Raw genomic sequence first — 18,422 nt, forward strand, 5'->3', positions numbered from 1 at the left:
AACCGTCTAAGTGATATCTCTTTGGATAGTTTACCCCCGCATTCGTCCAAACCTAAACGTTAACTCGAAGAGTCGAGCCATTTTGTCGCTTTTCTATACTGACTTGGGCAGAAATACGCTCTTTCATATCTTCAACGTGTGATATAAGTCCAATAACACGACCGTTCTCTCGAATATTCTCCAGCGTTTCCATTACAAGCTCCAGAGTCTGCGCATCGAGAGTTCCAAAACCTTCATCAATGAAAAGTGTCTCAATCTCTATACCGCCGTTACGTGCTTGAACGACTTCGGCAAGGCCCAAGGCTAACGAAAGCGATGCGAGGAAAGACTCGCCGCCGGAAAGAGAACTCACCTCACGCTGGTCGTTATTCCAGTTATCCTCAACGCTAATACTCAAACCACCGCCAATACGCGCTCGTTTCTCTCGTTTGTCGCTGAGTACCAAACTGTAACGATTATCGCTCATACGCTGCAGATGCTCAGAAGCCACTTGCAAGACTTGCTCAAATTCACCGCCGAGCACATAGCTCACAAGATCTATCTGATGGTTTTTATCAGGATTGTCACCCCGAGCGATGCGCGCCAGTCCAGCGTAAAGATTGGCCTGCTCCACGGCGTGGGCTGATTCCCCTTGCCGTTCTTGGTAGTCCTGAAATAGAGCTTCTAAAGTTTCAATACCATTTGTACGAATACCCTCGCGTGTCATCAAAGTTTCATACTGTTGCTCAACATTATCGCGTTCTTGACGTATGCGGGTAAGTTCTTCCTGGGAAGGAGCCTTCTGTCCATGCTCAATAAGCGTGGCAACGGTACGCATGGATGGTCGGTCAAGAGAGGCTTGAAGAGTGGCATGTTCTTCTCGATAAGCCGAAATAGCCTGCTCAAGATGCTGTTGCTGTACCTCCGTGAGAACCGCCTGCTGAACCGCCTCGAAAGTCTCGAAAACCGACCGTTCCAGACTTTGCTGTGCCTGATGGGCGCTCTCTGCGGCGCTAATTGTGGCATCGTCAAGACGACGGCTTGCATCAACGGCACGATGCGCCTGCTCCACGTAGCTTTCAAGCTTGCATACCCGGTCGGCAAAACTTATGGTAGCCGCCACCTGACGAAGTTTTTTCTCAAGCTTTGTCAGAGTTTGCCGCTCACTCGCCTGCTGAGTCTGCAGTTGGGTTAAAGATGTACGCGCCTGAGTCTGCTCTTCCAAAATTTTCTGAAGTTCAAGCGTCTCTTTTTCCTGTTGATGCTGCGCTTCACGCTTGTTCTCTAGGCTTTCTTGAGTTTGGTTATAGACGTTTTGTGCCTCTGCAACTTGACGCTGCGCTTCTTGAGAATCAGGCATGTGAGACTCGGTAAGTTGGTCCAAAACGGTCTGGGTTTGCGCCACGGAAGTAGCTGCTGCCGACGCTTTCTGCTGCTCCCGGTGGGCACGCTTCTCGGCGGCATCAATCTCAGATTGTTCCACTAAGGTAATGCCGTTGACACTAGGCTGGGCCGGTTGCGGATGCTCCCGAGAGCCGCACACCATGCAGGGCTTCCCCTCGTCCAACTCCTCTGCAAGAGTGAAAGCAACCTGTTCTAAGCGCCGTTTTTGAAGCCTCGTGTACTCTTCTGAAGCGGTGATAGATACCCGCTGAATTAGCTCATACGCCTGCACGGCCTGGTCGTGAGCAGTTCGCGCCTGCTCTAATTTTTCTGCATGGGCAGCGACTTCTTGCTGAGTCTTTTTCGCAGCTTCTAGGGCAAGTTGGGCCCGAGCGTAGTTCTGTTCAACATCGTGCAGGGAGCTTAGCCGTTTGCTAATATCACTGAGTTTTTGCTGGCTCTGGAGCTCGCGTTTCGCAATTCCTTCCACCGTCCGTTGCGCTTTCTCGGAGTCCCGCTTGAGCGCTGTAAGGGCTGCTTTTGCCTCTTCTAAAGCTTGTTCATCGTGCTGGTATACCCGAAGCTGCGCCATCACGCTTGGAGCTTGATTGAGAACCCGTTGAAGATCCTGCGCCGTGTCTATCCGGTACAGTGAAGCCTCAAGGTGCTCGGTACAGTCCCCTAGGGCTTCTAGAGCTTGTGAGGCGCTGCTCCGAGCCATGTTCAGCGTATCCTGTGCGTGCTCGGCGGCGTGCATCCGGCGTTCCTCATCACGACGAGAACGTTCCAGTTCAGCCTCCACAGGGGCTGCTGCCCGAGAGTTACTGAGCGTTCGGCACTGTTTCTTATGTTCCTCTTCCTGGGATTCGTGTCGCACCCATGCCGACTGCAGTTTCTTATATTCCGCCCAATCCTGTATTCGCTGGGCTATGTCCTGCTGTTGCGCGGCAAGTTTTTCACGTTTATCTTTGAGGTCGGTCAGGGCGTGCTCATCCTGCTGTTCTTGCCGGCGTACAGCGTGAAGATGCTCCGTGAACCACCCCTCGAAATCATGCCGTGCAGTCTCAAGATCGGTCGCTAGGTCAAGTTTGGTATATGCTTCAGAAACTTCGCGCTCCTGCGCATCAACGATATTTTTGTTGTCGTCAAGGTCTGTGCCGCTACGCGAAAGTCGTTCACATAGTTTTGTGTACGTCGTGACGGTCTGCTCAAGAGTCCTGTCTAAAGCATGTTTAATATCCTGTACAGCACGCTCACTAATCTGTTCTTCCTCTCGAAGCCTATTCATTACCTGTTCATAGGTATCAACCGGAAAAAGCTGTTTAAGCAACGGAATTCGGTCTTTACTGCGAGCTTTAAGAAAATCGGCGAATTGCCCCTGCGGTAAGAGCATAACCTTCAAGAATTGTTCTCGGTTAAGTCCTATAAGTTTTGTCAGGTAGTCCGCCGAGTCTGCCATGCCCTCCGCGGCTTTACGCCAGGATTGTTCATCCTGCGGGTCTCTGCCCGGAATAAGTTCAGAAACTAATGCCTGCGGATTTTCGAGAGTGGGTGTTCCCTTATTTTTCCCGCGCGTTATGAGCCGACGATAGGCCGGGGTTCGGTCGATCCTCAGACGACGGTTCTGTATGCTCAACTCCAGAAAAATATGGGGTTTTATTTCTCCAGGGGGCACATGGGTAGAGTACAAAGATCCTATATCACGCTCGGAAGAGGGCATTCCGTACAGTGCATAACAGATAGCGTCGAGTACGGTCGTTTTTCCTGACCCGGTGGGACCATTAAGAAGAAAAATACCGGCTTCGTTGAGGGCATCAAAGTCTATGACCTCTCGCTTGGGATAGGCCATGAATGCTTCAAATTCTAGGCGATGAAAAATCATGCTGACCTCCCGCTGCTGATAACCTCATCAACAATATGTTCAAGGGCTCGGGTTTCTGCCGCCTCCAGCGGATGCGCCCGCACGGTAGCGTAAAACTCCTCGCACACATGCGCCGGGTTAGTGGTTTCGGTGATGCGCGGGCGAGTATTTGCGCGCGGTTGTTGATGCAGAGGCTCAAAAACGAACGAGGCAATATTCTCATATCGTTTACGGAGCTCGTCAAGAGTACCTACCGGCTGCTTATCATCGCGCAGGATAATACGGCAAAAATACTCGGTTTCGTAGGGCGAGAATTCGTCGCTTTCCATCAGTTCATCGAAAGTTCCCGTCAGGGTCTTAATGGGCAGCCGAGTGCGCCATTCATGGGATTCGACCTGCAGTTCCATGCCCCCGTCGCGTGCTGTGAGGTTCAGTAAATAGGCTCCGTTTTTATTAGCTTCTTCGCTGAAGGAAAAAGGTAGCGGCGAGCCGCTGTATCGTACACGATCCATCACCGGGTAGCGGCGGTGAATATGTCCTAATGCCATGTAATCGAATCCCTCGAAGAGCGCAGCTGGCACCCAGTCCACGCCGCCTACGCTGATATTTCGTTCCGAAGAAGAACGCACAGATTCATTGAAGTCACCGTGCTCACTCACGGTGGCATGGACCATGACAATGGTGAAATCTGCGGGGTTCTCCCCTGCGTTCCGTTTCTCATTGTCTTCTCGAATTCGTGTGCAGACCTCTCCCAGCACGGCTGCATGGGTGGGCTCAACATCAAGCTGACGCCCATAATAACGTGGGTTTAGGTAAGGCACGGCATAAATACGCACTCGTATATCGTCCCGGGTGAGCTCTACCGGTTCAAATGTTTCCTTCAAAGTCGTCACAGGGTATATACCCTGCCGCGCTAAAGTACCTGCCCCATACCCTAACCTACGAGCGGAATCATGATTTCCCGCGCTCAGAACTACCTGAATTTCCGCGAGCGCCAGACGGTCTAAAGTCTTGCCAAGAAGCTCGGTGGTTTCGGCGCTGGGGTGGGCGCTATCGTACACGTCTCCGCTAATAAGGAGCACATCAATCTTTTCGGCAGTCGCATAGTCGATAAGTTCATCGATGAACCGTTGATGCCATTCGTGCAGGCTGTGCCGGTGGAAGGTACGCCCTAAATGCCAGTCGGAGGTGTGCAGAATCTTCATAGTTTTTAGTATTACATTGGGCGCTGGAACATGCACCCTGATTTCGTCATGCATATAATTTATGCCCGTATTTTGGCATTGTAGGGTATGGGATAATGTGCGTTATGGGTGATTTTACTCGGGTACCTCATATTTCCTCTCCAACGTATGCCGAACGCCTTCGATCTGCCCTGATTGCGGGTGCACTAGGCGATGCGCTCGGCTATCCCTTAGAGCTTCTGAGCGCCACCGAGATCGCGGAACGCCCGCAGAGCATCGTAACGGGAAATACCCCGCTGATCTTTAGCGATGACACCCAACTGACCTGCTATACCGTTGATGCCCTGACCGAGGTTTTGGAATGGAACAACCAGGGGGCAGCTGCCGATGAAGCGGCATGTCTGTGGCTCGCCTATCTGCGCTGGTACCGAAGTATGGGTTTCGTTTTACCCGAGAATGCTCCTTATGCTCTGCCTCGTACCATCGATCATGGTACGTATATGACCCGGAAGGAAGGTCCAGGGAAAGCAACTCTGCGTGCTTTAGCAAGCGGAGAGATGCAGACCGCTACGCAGAACATTAATCCTGAGGGGCTAGGTTCTGGTGCTCTTGTACGGTCGGTTGCATTCGGGTTTTTACCGGTGGAGCAGGAACGTACAGTCGTATCGTTGGCGGTACGTGGTGCTGCGCTCACGCATGGGCATCCGGAGGCGCTAGTTTCTGCAGCAGCATATGCTCTGCTGGTTCGTGATGCTCTGGGTCGGGTAACTTCCGACCAACCTTCACGATCTTCAGACATACTCGCCGCATCAGTAAAGACAATTATCGAGTGGTGCGGCACGGTAAATGCGGATGGTGTGTTTCCCGGTGACGGTTCGCAGACCCGCTATGTTCTAGAGCAGGCGCTTCGTCTCGGGAGCGGAGAACATCCTGTAGAGCCTTCTGCGGAGACAGTAGCACAAGAGTTCGGTACCGATTGGATGGCTACGACGGTGTTGGGGATCGCCGTGTGGGTTGCGCTCTACGCGGAATCGCGCGCCCGCGCCTCCTTCGGTCTAGCCCGTCATATTTTGCTCGATGCTTACACGCAGGCCATATCGGTAGATTCCGATTCGGATTCCATCGGGTCTGTGATGGGTTCTCTCGTGGCGCTTTGTTTTCAGCTTGGCAACTTGGTGGAGCCGCAGATAAAACGTGTTCGGGGTCTTGATGAAGTGCAGGCCGTTGCTGAGCGGTTTCTTGCTCAACTTGGACTATAGACTATATTTCACGCAAACAATCGGCGCGAAGCAGCTAGCCACAGGACCATTCAAAAAGGACTTGTGAGAAGTCGCGGTCTGCTAATTGTTGCGGAGTAATCAGCCAGTTTGCGGTACCCATATCACCCCACATAATGTCACCGTCACCATCATTTTTTGCTTCCTCGGAGGCGATGGTAAGCAGGTTAACCGTATATTCTTGCAGTTCTGGGTTGTTCTCGCGCGGGTCGCTCTGCACAAAGCTGGGGTACCCGCCAAGCTTATGGTACTCAGTGCTGTCGGTCAGGTCGTAGGCAATATTCTCCCCATCGTGCAGGCGGTCTATCTCGTAGACCTCGTTAATAGTCTGCTCTGGGTGTTTCTCGTTCCACCGGTATACGAACCGGGCCTCAAATTCACGGCTTGTGTCGCTCAGGCTCTCATGTTTTTTCTTGAAAGTGAGCGCAAGCTCAGCCTCTGGCGGGTAGATAGGCCAATCTTCGCTCCGTGCTGCGGTGACTGCGGGGTGCCCCGCAGGGGCGGCTTCACCCACCTGGGGGTAGTAAATAACCCGAATATTCGCCTGGTTGGCTATATCATTGGCGTTGAAGCCCCAGTTTTCATCGCCTTCTTCTTCCCCGGAATCAATCCAGAACTGAAGTATCCCGGTCTTGGGATAAAGCTCATTTTTAGGTAACTCAGCACAGTTAATCTGCGCGATCATCCCTAAGGGCTTCCCGCTCTCATTGGTGGGTGCCTGAGCTCCGGCAGGCAGGTACGGGGCGCCGCCAAACTTCGAGGCAGTCACTGGCAGCGGTGCCTTGGTACCGGCTGTTTTAATACGGATAACTGGCTGCCGTGTGGCGGCAGTGATTTCTGCCGCGATTTTCCGTGCCTCTTTAGCTACTGTACGGCCCATAATATTTTCCTCCCAATACCTGACTTTCGTTTTCACCAGTCTTATTGATAGTTGCAGCTAACCGCAGGACCATTCAAAAAGGACTTTCGAGAAGTCTCGGTTATTCAGCTGTTCCGGAGTCATCAGCCAGTTTGCAGTGCCCTGATCTCCCCAAACAGTAACAAATTTTTCGGCATCCTCAGAGAACATAGTGAGCAGGTTGATTGTGTAGTTATCGAGCCCATCATGCTCTTGACGCGGGTCCTGCTGGGTAAACTCGGGGTATCCGCCAAGTTTGTGGTAACTTCCCTGATCTATGTCACGGTAGAACATCACACTCGGGCGTTCCTCATCTGCGGGCGCGTATGCATCAATACCCGCGAAATCGCCGATAGGCTGCTGGGGGTATAGTTCATTCCACAACTCTACAAACCGGCTCTGGTAGACCCACCAATTCTGTGGGGTTATTCCTTCTGAGGCTTCTTCAAAGCTGAGTCCGATTTCCCATCCCTGATCCATGTGTACTGGCCAGGCCATAAATTCCACCTCGGTTTGTTTCTCTTGATCTGGCATAACAAGAGTGTGGGCACATGGGTTTGTTTCCTCAAGATTAGGATAATAGATCACGCGAGCATTGACCTGCGACACCGGGTTCTTCAGGTCGATGCCCAGTCCCAGCTCATCATACGGATCCAGCCAGAACTGAAGTATACCGATCTTGGGGTAAAGCTCATTTTGGGGTAACTCAGCACAGTTAATCTGTGCGACCATACCCAGCGGCCTACCGTTCTGGTTAGTGGGGGCCTGAGCCCCGGCGGGCAGGTACGGCACTCCCCCAAATTTAGAGGCGGTCACCGGCACAGTTCCCTGAACTGCGCGAGGAATGATGCGCACAGTGGGTTTACGATCCTGCTGGCTCAGCAGATGATTAAGGTGCTTGACCCGCTCAAAAATAGTGCTCATGGTGTATTTTCTTTAGCAGCTATCCCACGAATAAAAGACCTTCGAGAAATCTAAATTCTCCAGCTGCTCTGGGGTAATCAGCCAGTTTGCCGCTCCGGCATCGCCCCACATGATGGTTATGGTGTCACCTTCATCCGCAGAGACAAGAGTGAGCAGATTAATCGTGTAGTCTTTCCATTCCTCCTTGTCATCGCGGGGGTCCCAGTCGATATACTCGGGAACACCGCCCAGCTGGTGGTGATCAAGATCTTCATAAAAGGTGCTCGCAAGGTCATCGCCTTCAAGCCCTGCAAGTTCATCAAGATCCCAAGGACTTTCAATCTGCTCCTGCGGGTAGCGTTCATTCCACAACCGCGTAAATAACTGCCCGGTACTGTATTGTTTGAGTTTTAGCCCGGACTCTAGATTTTCAGGCTCGAAGCTTAGGGCGTATTCTCCGCCCAAAAGAGGCCATATAAAGCCATTATCCTCGGTAATGACTAGTTTATGAGCCTTCCTGTTCGCTTTTCCCAGCTTGGGATAGTAGATCACGCGATCATATTGTGATGAGGTGTAATCTTCCGTATCGGTCTCGGTCGGGCTAATCCAGAACTGCAGCAGCCCCTCCGCCGGGTAAATACTATTCGGGGGCAGATCGACGCAGTTAATCTGCGCAATCATATGCAAAGGTTCACCGTTAACGTCTACGGGACCGTCCTGGCCCTTGGGCAGGTACGGCACTCCCCCGATTTTGGAGGCGGTGACTGGCAGCGTCTTGTACTTAGCGAATCGTGTGTTGATACGCATCGTGGGAACTTGATGTCCCACATTCATCTCAGCCAGTAAAGTGCGAGCCCGTTCTAGTATTTCTGTCTGCTTATCCGTCACGCGTTCTCCTCGTGGAGTTGGATGCCCAATGTTATATAAAGATGACTCACACCTTAGCATGAAGCATTAACTTTATACCCAGTCGGAGAAGATACACGCCAGAGAAATTTATGCGTACAGCCAGCTGAACCTAAGTATTGGACCTTATGACCATTCGAAGAGAACCTTCGAGAAGTCTCGGTTCTTAAGCTGGTGCGAGGTCACCATCCAGTTTGCGGTTCCCATATCGCCCCACATAATGCCCTCATGGCTCCCTGACTCCACCCGTGATATAAGCGTCAGCAGATTCACGGTGTACCGAGTAAGAGCCGCATCACCATCACGCGGATCGCGTTGCTCGAAGAGGGGGTAACCACCAATTTTGTGATGGGTATAGCTTTCGGGGGTGCCCGTCATATCGCGTAAAGTCTTGATGGTATCAGCACCGCCGTCGAACTTTCGAAGGTCCCAAATACTCGCTATAAGCTGCTCGGGGTACATATCGTTCCAGATTCGAGTAAATTCCGAATGTGGGCGTCCGTCAAAAATCCATTCTTCATTACTCTGGGTTTTAGCGATAAGACCATACCCATGACGTCCGCTGACCGGCCAATATAAGTCATCATGAGGATTATTAACTATAAGTTCCGTTACGGCGGTACCGACCCCGGAGTCTGGCGCATCCAGAGTCGGATAATAGACAACTCGAGTTTTTTGTTGGCTGGTGGGATCGTCTAAGTTTAGCCCCCACAAGTCTTCGTGCGGATCAAGCCAGAACTGTAGGATTCCGGTTTCGGGGTAAATATCGTTTGTGGGAAGCTCAGAACAATTAATCTGGGCAATAAGCCCCAAATTCTGTCCACTGCCGTTGGTCGGCGCCGCAGTACCAACCGGAACGTAGGGAACACCTCCAACCTTAGAAGCGGTCACTGGCAGAGGTTCTGATGTCTGCTGAGTGTCAAAGAAAATAACAGGCGATATCTGCTGTGCATTGATGCGGTCAATAACGTTCAGGGCTTGTTGTTCAAGAGCGGTCTTTTCAAGAATACTCACAGTATCGTCCCCTATCGGTGATGTGGATGTGGGATGCGGTTGTTAGCTGCATTTCCGGAAAAATGCGGGTTCGTTATCTTGTGGTAACCACTACTTCTAGGTAATCACAGATAAACACGCTATGCCATACCTTGCGTTCCGTGTCGTGTACTTGCAGGGTCGACTTTATACGCACGAACATGCCTTAGATTTGCGTTGTTTACCACCGCCTTGTTAGCGGGCCCTCCCAAGCCGCAACAGCGCGGTATTCAAGGCTGCGAGTTACGCTCTTTCACCCTCAAGATAGATTTCAGTAGGGGTGTTTTCTATTCGCATACTGCTTAATTGTATTAAGTGTTATACGTAAGTGTGCCCATCAGAAAGGTCTGATGGGCACACTCAACACGTTACGACTAGGGGTATTGTCTCTAGTCTAGATAGTCACGTAAAACCTGCGAACGCGAGGGGTGACGCAGTTTCGACATGGTCTTTGATTCGATCTGACGAATACGCTCACGCGTCACGCCGTATACCTTGCCAATTTCGTCTAAAGTCTTCGGCTGCCCGTCGGTCATGCCGAATCGCATAGCAACCACGCCCGCTTCACGTTCGGAGAGCGTATCGAGCACCGAGTGCAGCTGCTCTTGGAGAAGAGTGAATGACACTGCGTCAGCCGGAACGACAGCCTCCGAATCCTCAATCAGGTCGCCGAACTCGGAATCGCCGTCCTCACCCAGCGGCGTGTGCAGAGAAATAGGTTCGCGCCCGTACTTCTGCACCTCAATAACCTTTTCGGGAGCCATGTCCAGCTCTTTACCGAGCTCTTCGGGGGTGGGTTCACGCCCCAAATCCTGAAGCATCTGACGCTGCACACGGGCGAGCTTATTAATGACCTCAACCATGTGCACAGGAATACGAATAGTACGCGCCTGGTCCGCCATTGCACGGGTAATCGCCTGACGAATCCACCAGGTGGCGTAGGTGGAGAATTTAAATCCCTTCGAGTAGTCGAATTTCTCGACCGCACGAATCAGACCCAGGTTACCTTCCTGAATAAGGTCAAGGAATAGCATTCCGCGGCCCGTATAGCGTTTAGCGAGTGAGACCACGAGGCGCAGGTTCGCTTCCAGCAGGTGGTTCTTCGCACGCTTACCGTCATGGATCACCCAGCGCAGTTCCTTCTTGAGCTTCGGATCCATGTCGGGGTTGTCGGCGAGTTTGTGCTCCGCATACAGGCCAGCTTCAATGCGCATCGCAAGATCGACTTCCTGCTGCGCGTTCAGGAGCGAGACTTTACCGATCTGCTTCAGGTAGTCTTTCACGGGGTCAGCTGTTGCTCCGGGGGTAACGACGCGTTGGGCAGGTGCATCGTCATCATCGCTGGCGGTCAGCACGAAGCCAGAGCCTTTAGCCGCCACTTCTTCGGCAGCTTTCTTCTCTTCCTTTTTGGCAACGGCTTCTTCATCTTCGTCAGCGTCTTCGTGCTCTTCGCCGTCAACGGTCTCGGGATCTAGCTCGTCGTCAAGGTCAAGATCAAACTCGTCCTCGTCGGTCTTCTTCTTACGTCCACCGGTTTTACGTTTAGTGGTTGTTTTACGCGCGCGCTTAGGTTTCTCTTCAGGCACGGCCTCGGCAGTGGCTTCGACCGAGTCCTCTGCATCAGATTTTGCGTCTTCTTGAGTTTTGGCTGCTGCGCGTTTCTTAGCAGGCGCTTTTTTTGCAGGTTTGGATGTGGCTGCAGTTTTTTTAGTGCGGGTTGTCTTTTTGGGGGTTTCGGCTACAGTCTCTTCAGAGGTTTCACCGGTCGCGGTCTTCTTGCTGGTTGCAGGTGCCACAAGAACCCTTTCTAACTCGTGTTGGGGTGCTTTGTCTGCAAAACACCTAAGACCCTGTCAAGTCTTGCTCCTCACATTATTGGTGAAAGCAGGGTTAGCGGAATAAATATAACCGCTAGATACTGGGGATTATTCCCTGCGTTTTCACCTCATGAAGGCGCGCGCAAAAGCACAGACTTTACGGGGTCATCATCAAGTATGGCAGAATCTTATTTTCTTTCAAATAAGGCTCGCCTAGACAACCCTGTTTTATTCCCTGCAAACACAACGTTCGCTACCCTGCCTTTGGCTCAATCGTCTCTACCTTGGCGTCGGCTGCCTCGTGAGGCAATAGAGTACTGAAGTAAAGGTCACCGCGCCAACACCGCACGGGATCCGTAATCCAGAGCGGAAATACAGATTCTGATAGGGCCTGAAAAAGAGGCATATCTTCATCACAGTGAAGCCTGGCGATATCGGCGAGAATACCTGCATAGGTATTTCCGCCACGTAGCCAATTTATCCAGGCTTGAAGAAGCCTCAGTCGACCATACTGTTCACCCGATTGAACCGCATGCACCAACAGATTACAGAGAACTTCGAGAGCGTTAAGACGGCTCCAGGCCGGTTTATAGTCCTTTGTTAGACCGCTCAGAAGTTCCACCATTCGGTCTATCTTCGTTATGTGTTCTTCCGGTCTGGTCTCAGACGAGTCGCATGTGTCGTCTAAAATCTGCTGTTGAAGTATACGATGCGTACGCCGTATCCAGTCGTGCCAGCTCACGCGACCGTGCCCGATACCTCCGATACGGGGGCTTTCGCCCCGAAAAGTTTGATAAAAGGTCTCCGGCAGCGTCGTGCGCCGACGAGTTGTTGGTTTGCCGTAACATAGAGGTTCCACCGGTTCGTATGATCCTTCACCGCACGCGGCATGCATACAGTCATATCCGTCTAGTACCCCCAATGCTTCCGGCAGGTCTTTAGCCGCTTGGTACAGTATAAATTCTGGGGTTGCCTGGGTACTCATGCTGCACAGCAGATAGCCGGCTATTTCGGGCGATATCAGCGAACGTAAACGATCCCCAAAACTTATGGCGTTATCGTGCTCTTCGGCGTTTTCAGGCGGATAGGTACGCATTACCCAGCGTACAGCCTCAAGGGCACTTTCCCAGTAGCAGAGTTCAATACTTTTCTGACGGTAGTAACCAGGATGTTCTAAAACAGTATGCCGACCCGTAGCTTGGTTAAGTTCTTCTTCAAAGGTATGCATCCACAACAGACTTGCTTGTTCCCATTCTGTCACCTCATTCGTGGAGGCACTGGTTGCAGTATCCCAGAGGCATTGCGTATATGCAGACAGGGGTTCTGCGGATACTCGGCGTCCCTCATACACCCGATCGAGATAGTACGAGCTATGCATAATGTCTTCAATAGGGCCACGGTAAGTGAGCGCAAGCTGGTTTTGATCAAGTGACCATCGCGATACGGACCCGCAGTACAGCACATCGTAAAGATCAAGATGAACATTGTTGCAAGCTGCGTAGAGTGTGGGCAGCCACTGGTTGAATGAGATTCCGGCGCGATTATCGATATACAAATCCGTATTGTGTAAGACAGTGCGTGTAGCAGGTGAAAGTTGCCGCTCTCGAGTTGCCGCATTGCCGCTAAAGATCAAAGCAAAGACCCCAGTAATGGGCTCGAACCCGTCAACGGTGGCGGGTACCAGATTCGCTAACGTATCAAAATATTGTTCTAGATCTTGTTGCTCATCAGGAAGATTAACGCGTATACACGGCCCTACGGCATGCTTCGTCACGCTTAAAAGCACCAGCGATTCTTGCGGCCAGTATCCAAACTGATGCAGCACGAGAGCTATCAAGTCTTCTTCGGTATGTAAGCTATAGGTTGTCGTTAGGTTACTCGTTGTTGTCATATCTTTACTATGGCAAGATTGCTCACCTTAAAAGTTCGCAGACCAACTAACCTGTGGATAACCCAGGTGCATTCACTTCGTTAGGACACATATTTCGCTTCTGTGGATAAGAATTAGCTGTTTTCTATCCAAATATTACGATCCATACTCACACGAACAGCACAAGGCATATGTGACCCCTAAAAGTTTAGGGATGCACCCACCATAGCTTGAATTTTCTATGTTGCGTGCACCCCTGAGTTAAACCATGGGATCTTTTGAGCCTTACTTATTCTTCATGCTCCTCAAGGAATCGCTCAAACATGGCACCGATTTCATCACGTCCAGGAATCTTATGGGCGTCGCGCTGCGAGAGCGGAATAGCGACGTTTGAGGTACGGAAGTTTTCATCGTAATTCGCTTCCATCGTCGAAATCATACGCCCAATCTCTGGGTTCTCCTTGACCTGCTCATTAATTTGCCCATGAACAGCCCTCGCAGCCTCCCTAAGCTCATCACTCGGAAAAGCCAATCGAGTTGCCATACTCACATGTTCAAGCGCAGTTAGCGTTCCCTGCGGTAAATCAGCATCAGAAACATACTGGGGAATATTAATGCCGAATCCTACGGTGTCAAAGCCATTCTCGGTGAAAAGAACCTCTAAAAGATTCGTCATATTAGCATGCAAATCAGCCTTAGGACGCCACGGCGAAATACCTTCAATGAGATCTTTTCGAGAGCCATGCGCCGTCACCGGCATAGGACGTGTATGCGGCACAGGCATCGGAAACGCCGACACCAGCACCACAAGTGAAGGATCCAGCGTCCGCACAATAGACAACAACGCCTGCTGAAAACGCTGCCATTGATAATCAGGTTCTGAACCGGTCAAAAGCAAGAAAGGCTTATCAAGGGTATCTTCGACCGCATAAAGCTTCAGAGCAGGCATAATTGGCTGCTCAAAATGGTCTTTATTGAAGAAAATATGTGGTCTGCGGCTACGGTAATCATGAAGCTGATCCGTATCAAACTCCACAACCTCAATATTCTTAAGTTCCTTGAGAAGAAAATGCCCCAGCTGCCCCGCTGTGGATCCTGCATCCTGTGGGCTTGAGAGAGCAATAACCAGAGTGAGATTTTTCAACCGTGCATCATGAAGAATTTTATTATTCGCCAAATATAAATCTTCAGGGTTTAACATCTTCACTCCTTTCCCTCGCCGGGTTTAGTCTCTGAACTTTTTATTTTAATGTATGTGTCTAACCGCAACAGTACTATTTCCTAGTCTCTCGCGCGAGGCGAACACTCGTAAAAGCGTTAGAAGGGTATTTTCACCGTACTGTTCGTCAAGATTTCCGATACCCGCAGTGTACAGTAGAAACACATTACCCAATATCAATATTCCAACCCATTCGCGGAGGAACTATGTCGACAGCACTTTCTCTTCACACCAACGACCTGCAATCGCTGAATGCTGAGGTACTTGTTCTCGGTGTCTTTTCGGGAGAAGACGGACCTTACCTAGCCTCAAATTCACTTCCTGATGATTCGGCGCAGAGCATCAATAAACTTCTGGAGTCTCTAGGTGCCACAGGTGCTCTCGACCAAATACTTCGCCTCCCCGGCGTAGAAGGGGCATCGTCCGACATCATCGCTCTCATCGGTTTAGGCTCAGACACCACAATTGACCAGGAGCGCCTAGATGCCCTTCGCTTCGCTGCTGGCTCGGCAACCCGTCAGCTTTTAGGAACTGCACATATCGCGCTCGACTTCGGTAGTACCTCACGCGACGAAATTGAAGCTGTAGCTCACGGTGCCGTTCTCGGATCATTCTCCGAAGAAGGAGTACGCAGCAAAACTGCAGATTCTGTTCGAGACGAAGCGGAGTCCATCACCATTGTGGCAAAAGCCGATGCCAGCGAAGCCGAGCCCGCCCTTGTGCGCGCCGTTATTCTGGGCGAAGCTGCCAAGGATGCGCGCCGCCTCGTCAATATGCCCCCTTCACACCTGTACCCGGAATCTTTTGCAAATCTCGCCACAGAGCTTGTCAAAGATTATTCAGATGTCAGCATTGAAGTCTACCCTTATGACCGTTTGCTCAAGGAAGGTTTTGGAGGCATCGCAGGAGTCGGTCAAGGCTCCCCGCGGAAGCCCGCACTCGCCGTTATTAAGTACACCCCCGAGAGCCCTTCTGCACATGTGGCTCTCGTTGGCAAAGGGATTACTTTTGATACCGGTGGAAACTCCCTAAAACCTGCGGCATCTATGATGACGATGAAATGCGACATGGCAGGTGCAGCATCGGTTCTGCACGCAGTTCTTGCGGCGTCCGAGCTGGAAATTCCGGTTGAGGTCACCGGATACCTTTGCCTCGCTGAGAATATGCCCGGCGGAGCTTCCCTGCGCCCCGAAGACATTATCACGATTCGTGACGGTCGCACGGTTGAAGTTCTCAATACAGACGCTGAAGGTCGCCTAGTCATGGCGGATGGTATTGCTCTTGCATCCGAATCAAACCCTACCGTAATCCTGGATATTGCAACGCTCACGGGTGCAGCCATGGCGGCGCTGGGATTGCGTACCGCCGCACTTATGGGTGATGAGGATATTCGCGACCGTGTACAACAGGCAGGGGCAAAATCCGGTGAGGCATACTGGCAAATACCACTCGAATCATATCTGCGTGCCTCTATGAATTCCCCAGTGGCAGATATTAAAAATATGGGTTCGCGCTACGGTTCTATGATGATCGCAGGGCTCTTCCTGCAAGAATTTGTAGGTGAAGGCATTCCCTGGGCACATCTCGATATTGCTGGTCCTGCCTTTAACGAAGAAGGTGCTTATGGGTTCACCCCTAAGGAAGGTACCGGTTTTGGCACCGCAACCCTGGTGAATTTCATCGAATCGTACGCACAGTAAAGGAAACATCCGCCTTATATCGGGGTCCCTAGACTGACGGTCTCAGGGCCCCGATACTGCTCTTCTTCTACGTGCAAAATCTCACATCATAAATTCCAGTATGGTTACGCTCTTCAAAAAATTTGCACAGTTTGTGCGATTATTGCCCCAAATTAGCGTCAGGTGAACTTAAAGGGTCTAAAACAGGGGTATTGTTGTAGTGAGTGTTTTTCTGCTCTCTCATAGATGCGTGCCCTCACGCAAACCGGAAGGTGCGGGTCTGCTGTTTGACAGAAAAGCAATATAGATAAAGAACGCATTGCACCGGGGTTACAGCCCCACAATCTATGCAAGGGAGCAACATCGTGGCTCAAGAATTCGACATCCTCATCCTTGGCGGCGGTTCCGCTGGTTACTCTGCCGCTCTGCGCGCGCGCCAGCTGGGTTTTACCGTTGGCCTCGTTGAAAAGGAAAAAGTAGGCGGCACCTGCCTGCACACCGGTTGTATTCCGACGAAGGCGTACCTACACGCCGCAGAATTGGCGGAGGACGCTCGTGAAGCCTCTAAAGTAGGCGTAAACGCCACCCTAGAGTCCATCGAAATGGGTAAGGTACGCGATTACAAAGATGGTATTGTCGCGGGTAAATTCAAGGGTCTCTCCGGTCTTTTGAAGATGAAGGGCGTAGAGGTTATCGCTGGTGAAGGCAAGCTGACCGCTCAAGATACCGTGACTGTCAACGGTACGGATTACAAGGGCAAGAATATTATTCTTGCTTCCGGCTCTATCTCTAAGACTTTTGGCCTGCCTATTGAAGGTCGAGTTCTGACCTCCACCGAGGCTCTTGAAATGGACTACCTGCCGAAGAGCGCTATCGTTCTCGGAGGCGGCGTCATTGGCTGTGAGTTTGCCTCCATGTGGAAAGCTATGGGCGTAGACGTCACTATTATCGAGGGTTTACCCAACCTCGTTCCGAACGAAGATCCCGCCATCATCAAGGTTCTTGAGCGTGCCTTTAAGAAGCGCGGCATCAAGTTCAATACTGGTACTTTCTTTGAGAAGGTTGAGCAGGACGCTAACGGTGCAAAGGTAACCCTGGCAGACGGTAAGGTATTTGAGGCCGACATCGTGCTCGTTGCTGTTGGCCGTGGCCCCAACACTGCAAATATGGGTTACGAAGAGCAAGGTATCCCCATGGATCGTGGCTTCGTGCTTGCTAACGAGCGCCTGCACACCGGTGTTGGAAATATCTATGCTGTGGGTGACATTGTTCCTGGCGTTCAGCTTGCACACCGTGGTTACCAGCAGGGCATCTTTGTTGCCGAAGAAATTGCTGGTTTGAACCCCACCGTTGTTCCCGATGTTAATATTCCGAAGGTGACTTTCTGCGATCCTGAGATTGCTTCCGTGGGTTACTCCGAGCCGAAAGCGAAGGAGAAATTCGGTGAGGACAATGTTGAAGTTGCCGAATACAACCTGGCTGGTAACGGCAAGTCCGCTATCCTCGGTGCTACCGGTATCGTGAAGGTTGTCCGCCAGAAGGACGGCCCCATCGTTGGTGTTCACGCTATTGGTAAGCGCATGGGTGAGCAGATTGGTGAGGCTCAGATGTGGGTTGCTTGGGAAGCATTCCCCGAGGACGTCGCTAAGTTCATCCACGCACACCCGACTCAGAACGAGTCCCTGGGTGAGGCTGCAATGGTCCTGAACGGCACCCCGCTGCACAGCGCGTAAGTTTTGCTGACTGGCGTTAGCGCGTCAGCTTAGTATTGACGACCGTTGGTCGTTAGCGGCTGCCGGGCGTATCCGCTGAACAACGCCCCTATCCGGATGCGCGTCGATGTGCTTCGACGCATACGGCGCGCATCCGGGTCGCCGCTCACATTTTTCTAGTTCAAGCATTCACAAGGAGAACGGGAAAGATTATGTCCCACACCGTAGTACTGCCCGCACTGGGCGAGTCCGTGACCGAGGGTACCGTTACCCGCTGGCTCGTTGAGGTCGGCGACACCATTGAGGTTGACGCACCCCTGGTTGAGGTTTCCACCGACAAGGTTGACACCGAGGTTCCCTCCCCCGTAGCAGGCGTTGTTGAGCAGATTCTCGTCCCCGAGGACGAGGACGTCGAGGTCGGCGCTGCTCTGGCTATCATTGGCGACGGTTCCGGCGCTGCTGCTCCGGCTGCTCCCGCAGCTGCTGAGGCTCCCGCAGCTCCCGCTCCGGTTGCTGAGGCTCCGGCTGCTCCCGCTGCTGCACCGGCTGCTCCCGCAGCTGCTGCTGCAGGCACCGAGGTTCTGCTGCCCGCACTGGGCGAGTCCGTCACCGAGGGCACCGTTACCCGCTGGCTGAAGGAAGTTGGCGAGCAGGTTGAGGTTGACGAGCCCCTGGTTGAGGTTTCCACCGACAAGGTTGACA

At 51.9% G+C, this 18,422-nt stretch carries 13 protein-coding genes; 4 read left to right on the plus strand and 9 right to left on the minus strand.

Annotated elements, in window-relative coordinates; all coding sequences use genetic code 11:
* Positions 1-52 precede the first annotated feature (52 nt).
* Both HMPREF3164_RS01515 and HMPREF3164_RS01520 read right to left on the minus strand, forming a co-directional pair.
* Positions 53-3,244 carry an AAA family ATPase gene (locus tag HMPREF3164_RS01515; RefSeq protein WP_070448548.1) on the minus strand — a complete coding sequence of 1,064 codons (3,192 nt, stop codon included), beginning with the start codon at positions 3,242-3,244 and terminating at the stop codon, positions 53-55.
* Positions 3,241-4,428: a metallophosphoesterase family protein gene (locus HMPREF3164_RS01520; RefSeq protein WP_070448549.1), complete on the minus strand. Its 1,188-nt coding sequence runs from the start codon at positions 4,426-4,428 to the stop codon at positions 3,241-3,243. Before HMPREF3164_RS01520 ends, HMPREF3164_RS01515 begins: the two co-directional genes overlap by 4 nt.
* 104 nt (positions 4,429-4,532) lie before the next feature.
* Between HMPREF3164_RS01520 and HMPREF3164_RS01525 the strand changes: the two genes are divergently transcribed.
* Positions 4,533-5,666: an ADP-ribosylglycohydrolase family protein gene (locus tag HMPREF3164_RS01525; protein WP_070448600.1), complete on the plus strand. Its 1,134-nt coding sequence runs from the start codon at positions 4,533-4,535 to the stop codon at positions 5,664-5,666.
* A gap of 34 nt (positions 5,667-5,700) precedes the next feature.
* On the opposite strand, the gene HMPREF3164_RS01530 is transcribed toward HMPREF3164_RS01525, so the two are convergent.
* From HMPREF3164_RS01530 to HMPREF3164_RS01560, 7 genes are all read right to left on the minus strand, one after another.
* A complete protein-coding gene (locus tag HMPREF3164_RS01530) occupies positions 5,701-6,564 on the minus strand; it encodes a YwqG family protein (protein ID WP_083297311.1) in 864 nt (287 codons plus the stop codon).
* A gap of 57 nt (positions 6,565-6,621) precedes the next feature.
* Complete coding sequence (locus HMPREF3164_RS01535) at positions 6,622-7,506, minus strand: YwqG family protein (protein WP_070448550.1); 885 nt, start codon at positions 7,504-7,506, stop codon at positions 6,622-6,624.
* Between the two features lie 12 nt (positions 7,507-7,518).
* Positions 7,519-8,373: a YwqG family protein gene (locus tag HMPREF3164_RS01540; protein ID WP_070448551.1), complete on the minus strand. Its 855-nt coding sequence runs from the start codon at positions 8,371-8,373 to the stop codon at positions 7,519-7,521.
* Positions 8,374-8,517: 144 nt separating this feature from the next.
* Complete coding sequence (locus HMPREF3164_RS01545; RefSeq protein ID WP_070448552.1) at positions 8,518-9,405, minus strand: YwqG family protein; 888 nt, start codon at positions 9,403-9,405, stop codon at positions 8,518-8,520.
* Positions 9,406-9,812: 407 nt separating this feature from the next.
* The gene (locus HMPREF3164_RS01550) at positions 9,813-11,219 is read right to left on the minus strand and encodes an RNA polymerase sigma factor (RefSeq protein WP_004004969.1); all 1,407 of its coding nucleotides are present in this window, start codon (positions 11,217-11,219) and stop codon (positions 9,813-9,815) included.
* A gap of 274 nt (positions 11,220-11,493) precedes the next feature.
* Entirely contained in the window at positions 11,494-13,131 is a 1,638-nt protein-coding gene (locus HMPREF3164_RS01555) for a DUF4192 family protein (RefSeq protein ID WP_070448553.1), read from the minus strand.
* Between the two features lie 268 nt (positions 13,132-13,399).
* Positions 13,400-14,311, minus strand: coding sequence for a PAC2 family protein (locus HMPREF3164_RS01560; protein WP_013397368.1), 912 nt, complete (start codon positions 14,309-14,311; stop codon positions 13,400-13,402).
* Between the two features lie 224 nt (positions 14,312-14,535).
* Between HMPREF3164_RS01560 and HMPREF3164_RS01565 the strand changes: the two genes are divergently transcribed.
* From HMPREF3164_RS01565 to HMPREF3164_RS11285, 3 genes are all read left to right on the plus strand, one after another.
* A complete protein-coding gene (locus HMPREF3164_RS01565; protein ID WP_070448554.1) occupies positions 14,536-16,029 on the plus strand; it encodes a leucyl aminopeptidase in 1,494 nt (497 codons plus the stop codon).
* 326 nt (positions 16,030-16,355) lie between these two features.
* Positions 16,356-17,741 (plus strand): dihydrolipoyl dehydrogenase, encoded by a 1,386-nt coding sequence (lpdA, locus tag HMPREF3164_RS01570; RefSeq protein ID WP_070448555.1) that lies wholly within the window; start codon positions 16,356-16,358, stop codon positions 17,739-17,741.
* A gap of 191 nt (positions 17,742-17,932) precedes the next feature.
* The coding region (locus tag HMPREF3164_RS11285) for a biotin/lipoyl-containing protein (protein ID WP_305793912.1) at positions 17,933-18,422 on the plus strand (490 nt) is incomplete at its 3' end.

It is taken from the genome of Rothia sp. HMSC08A08 (genome assembly GCF_001808385.1).
GTDB lineage: Bacteria > Actinomycetota > Actinomycetes > Actinomycetales > Micrococcaceae > Rothia > Rothia dentocariosa.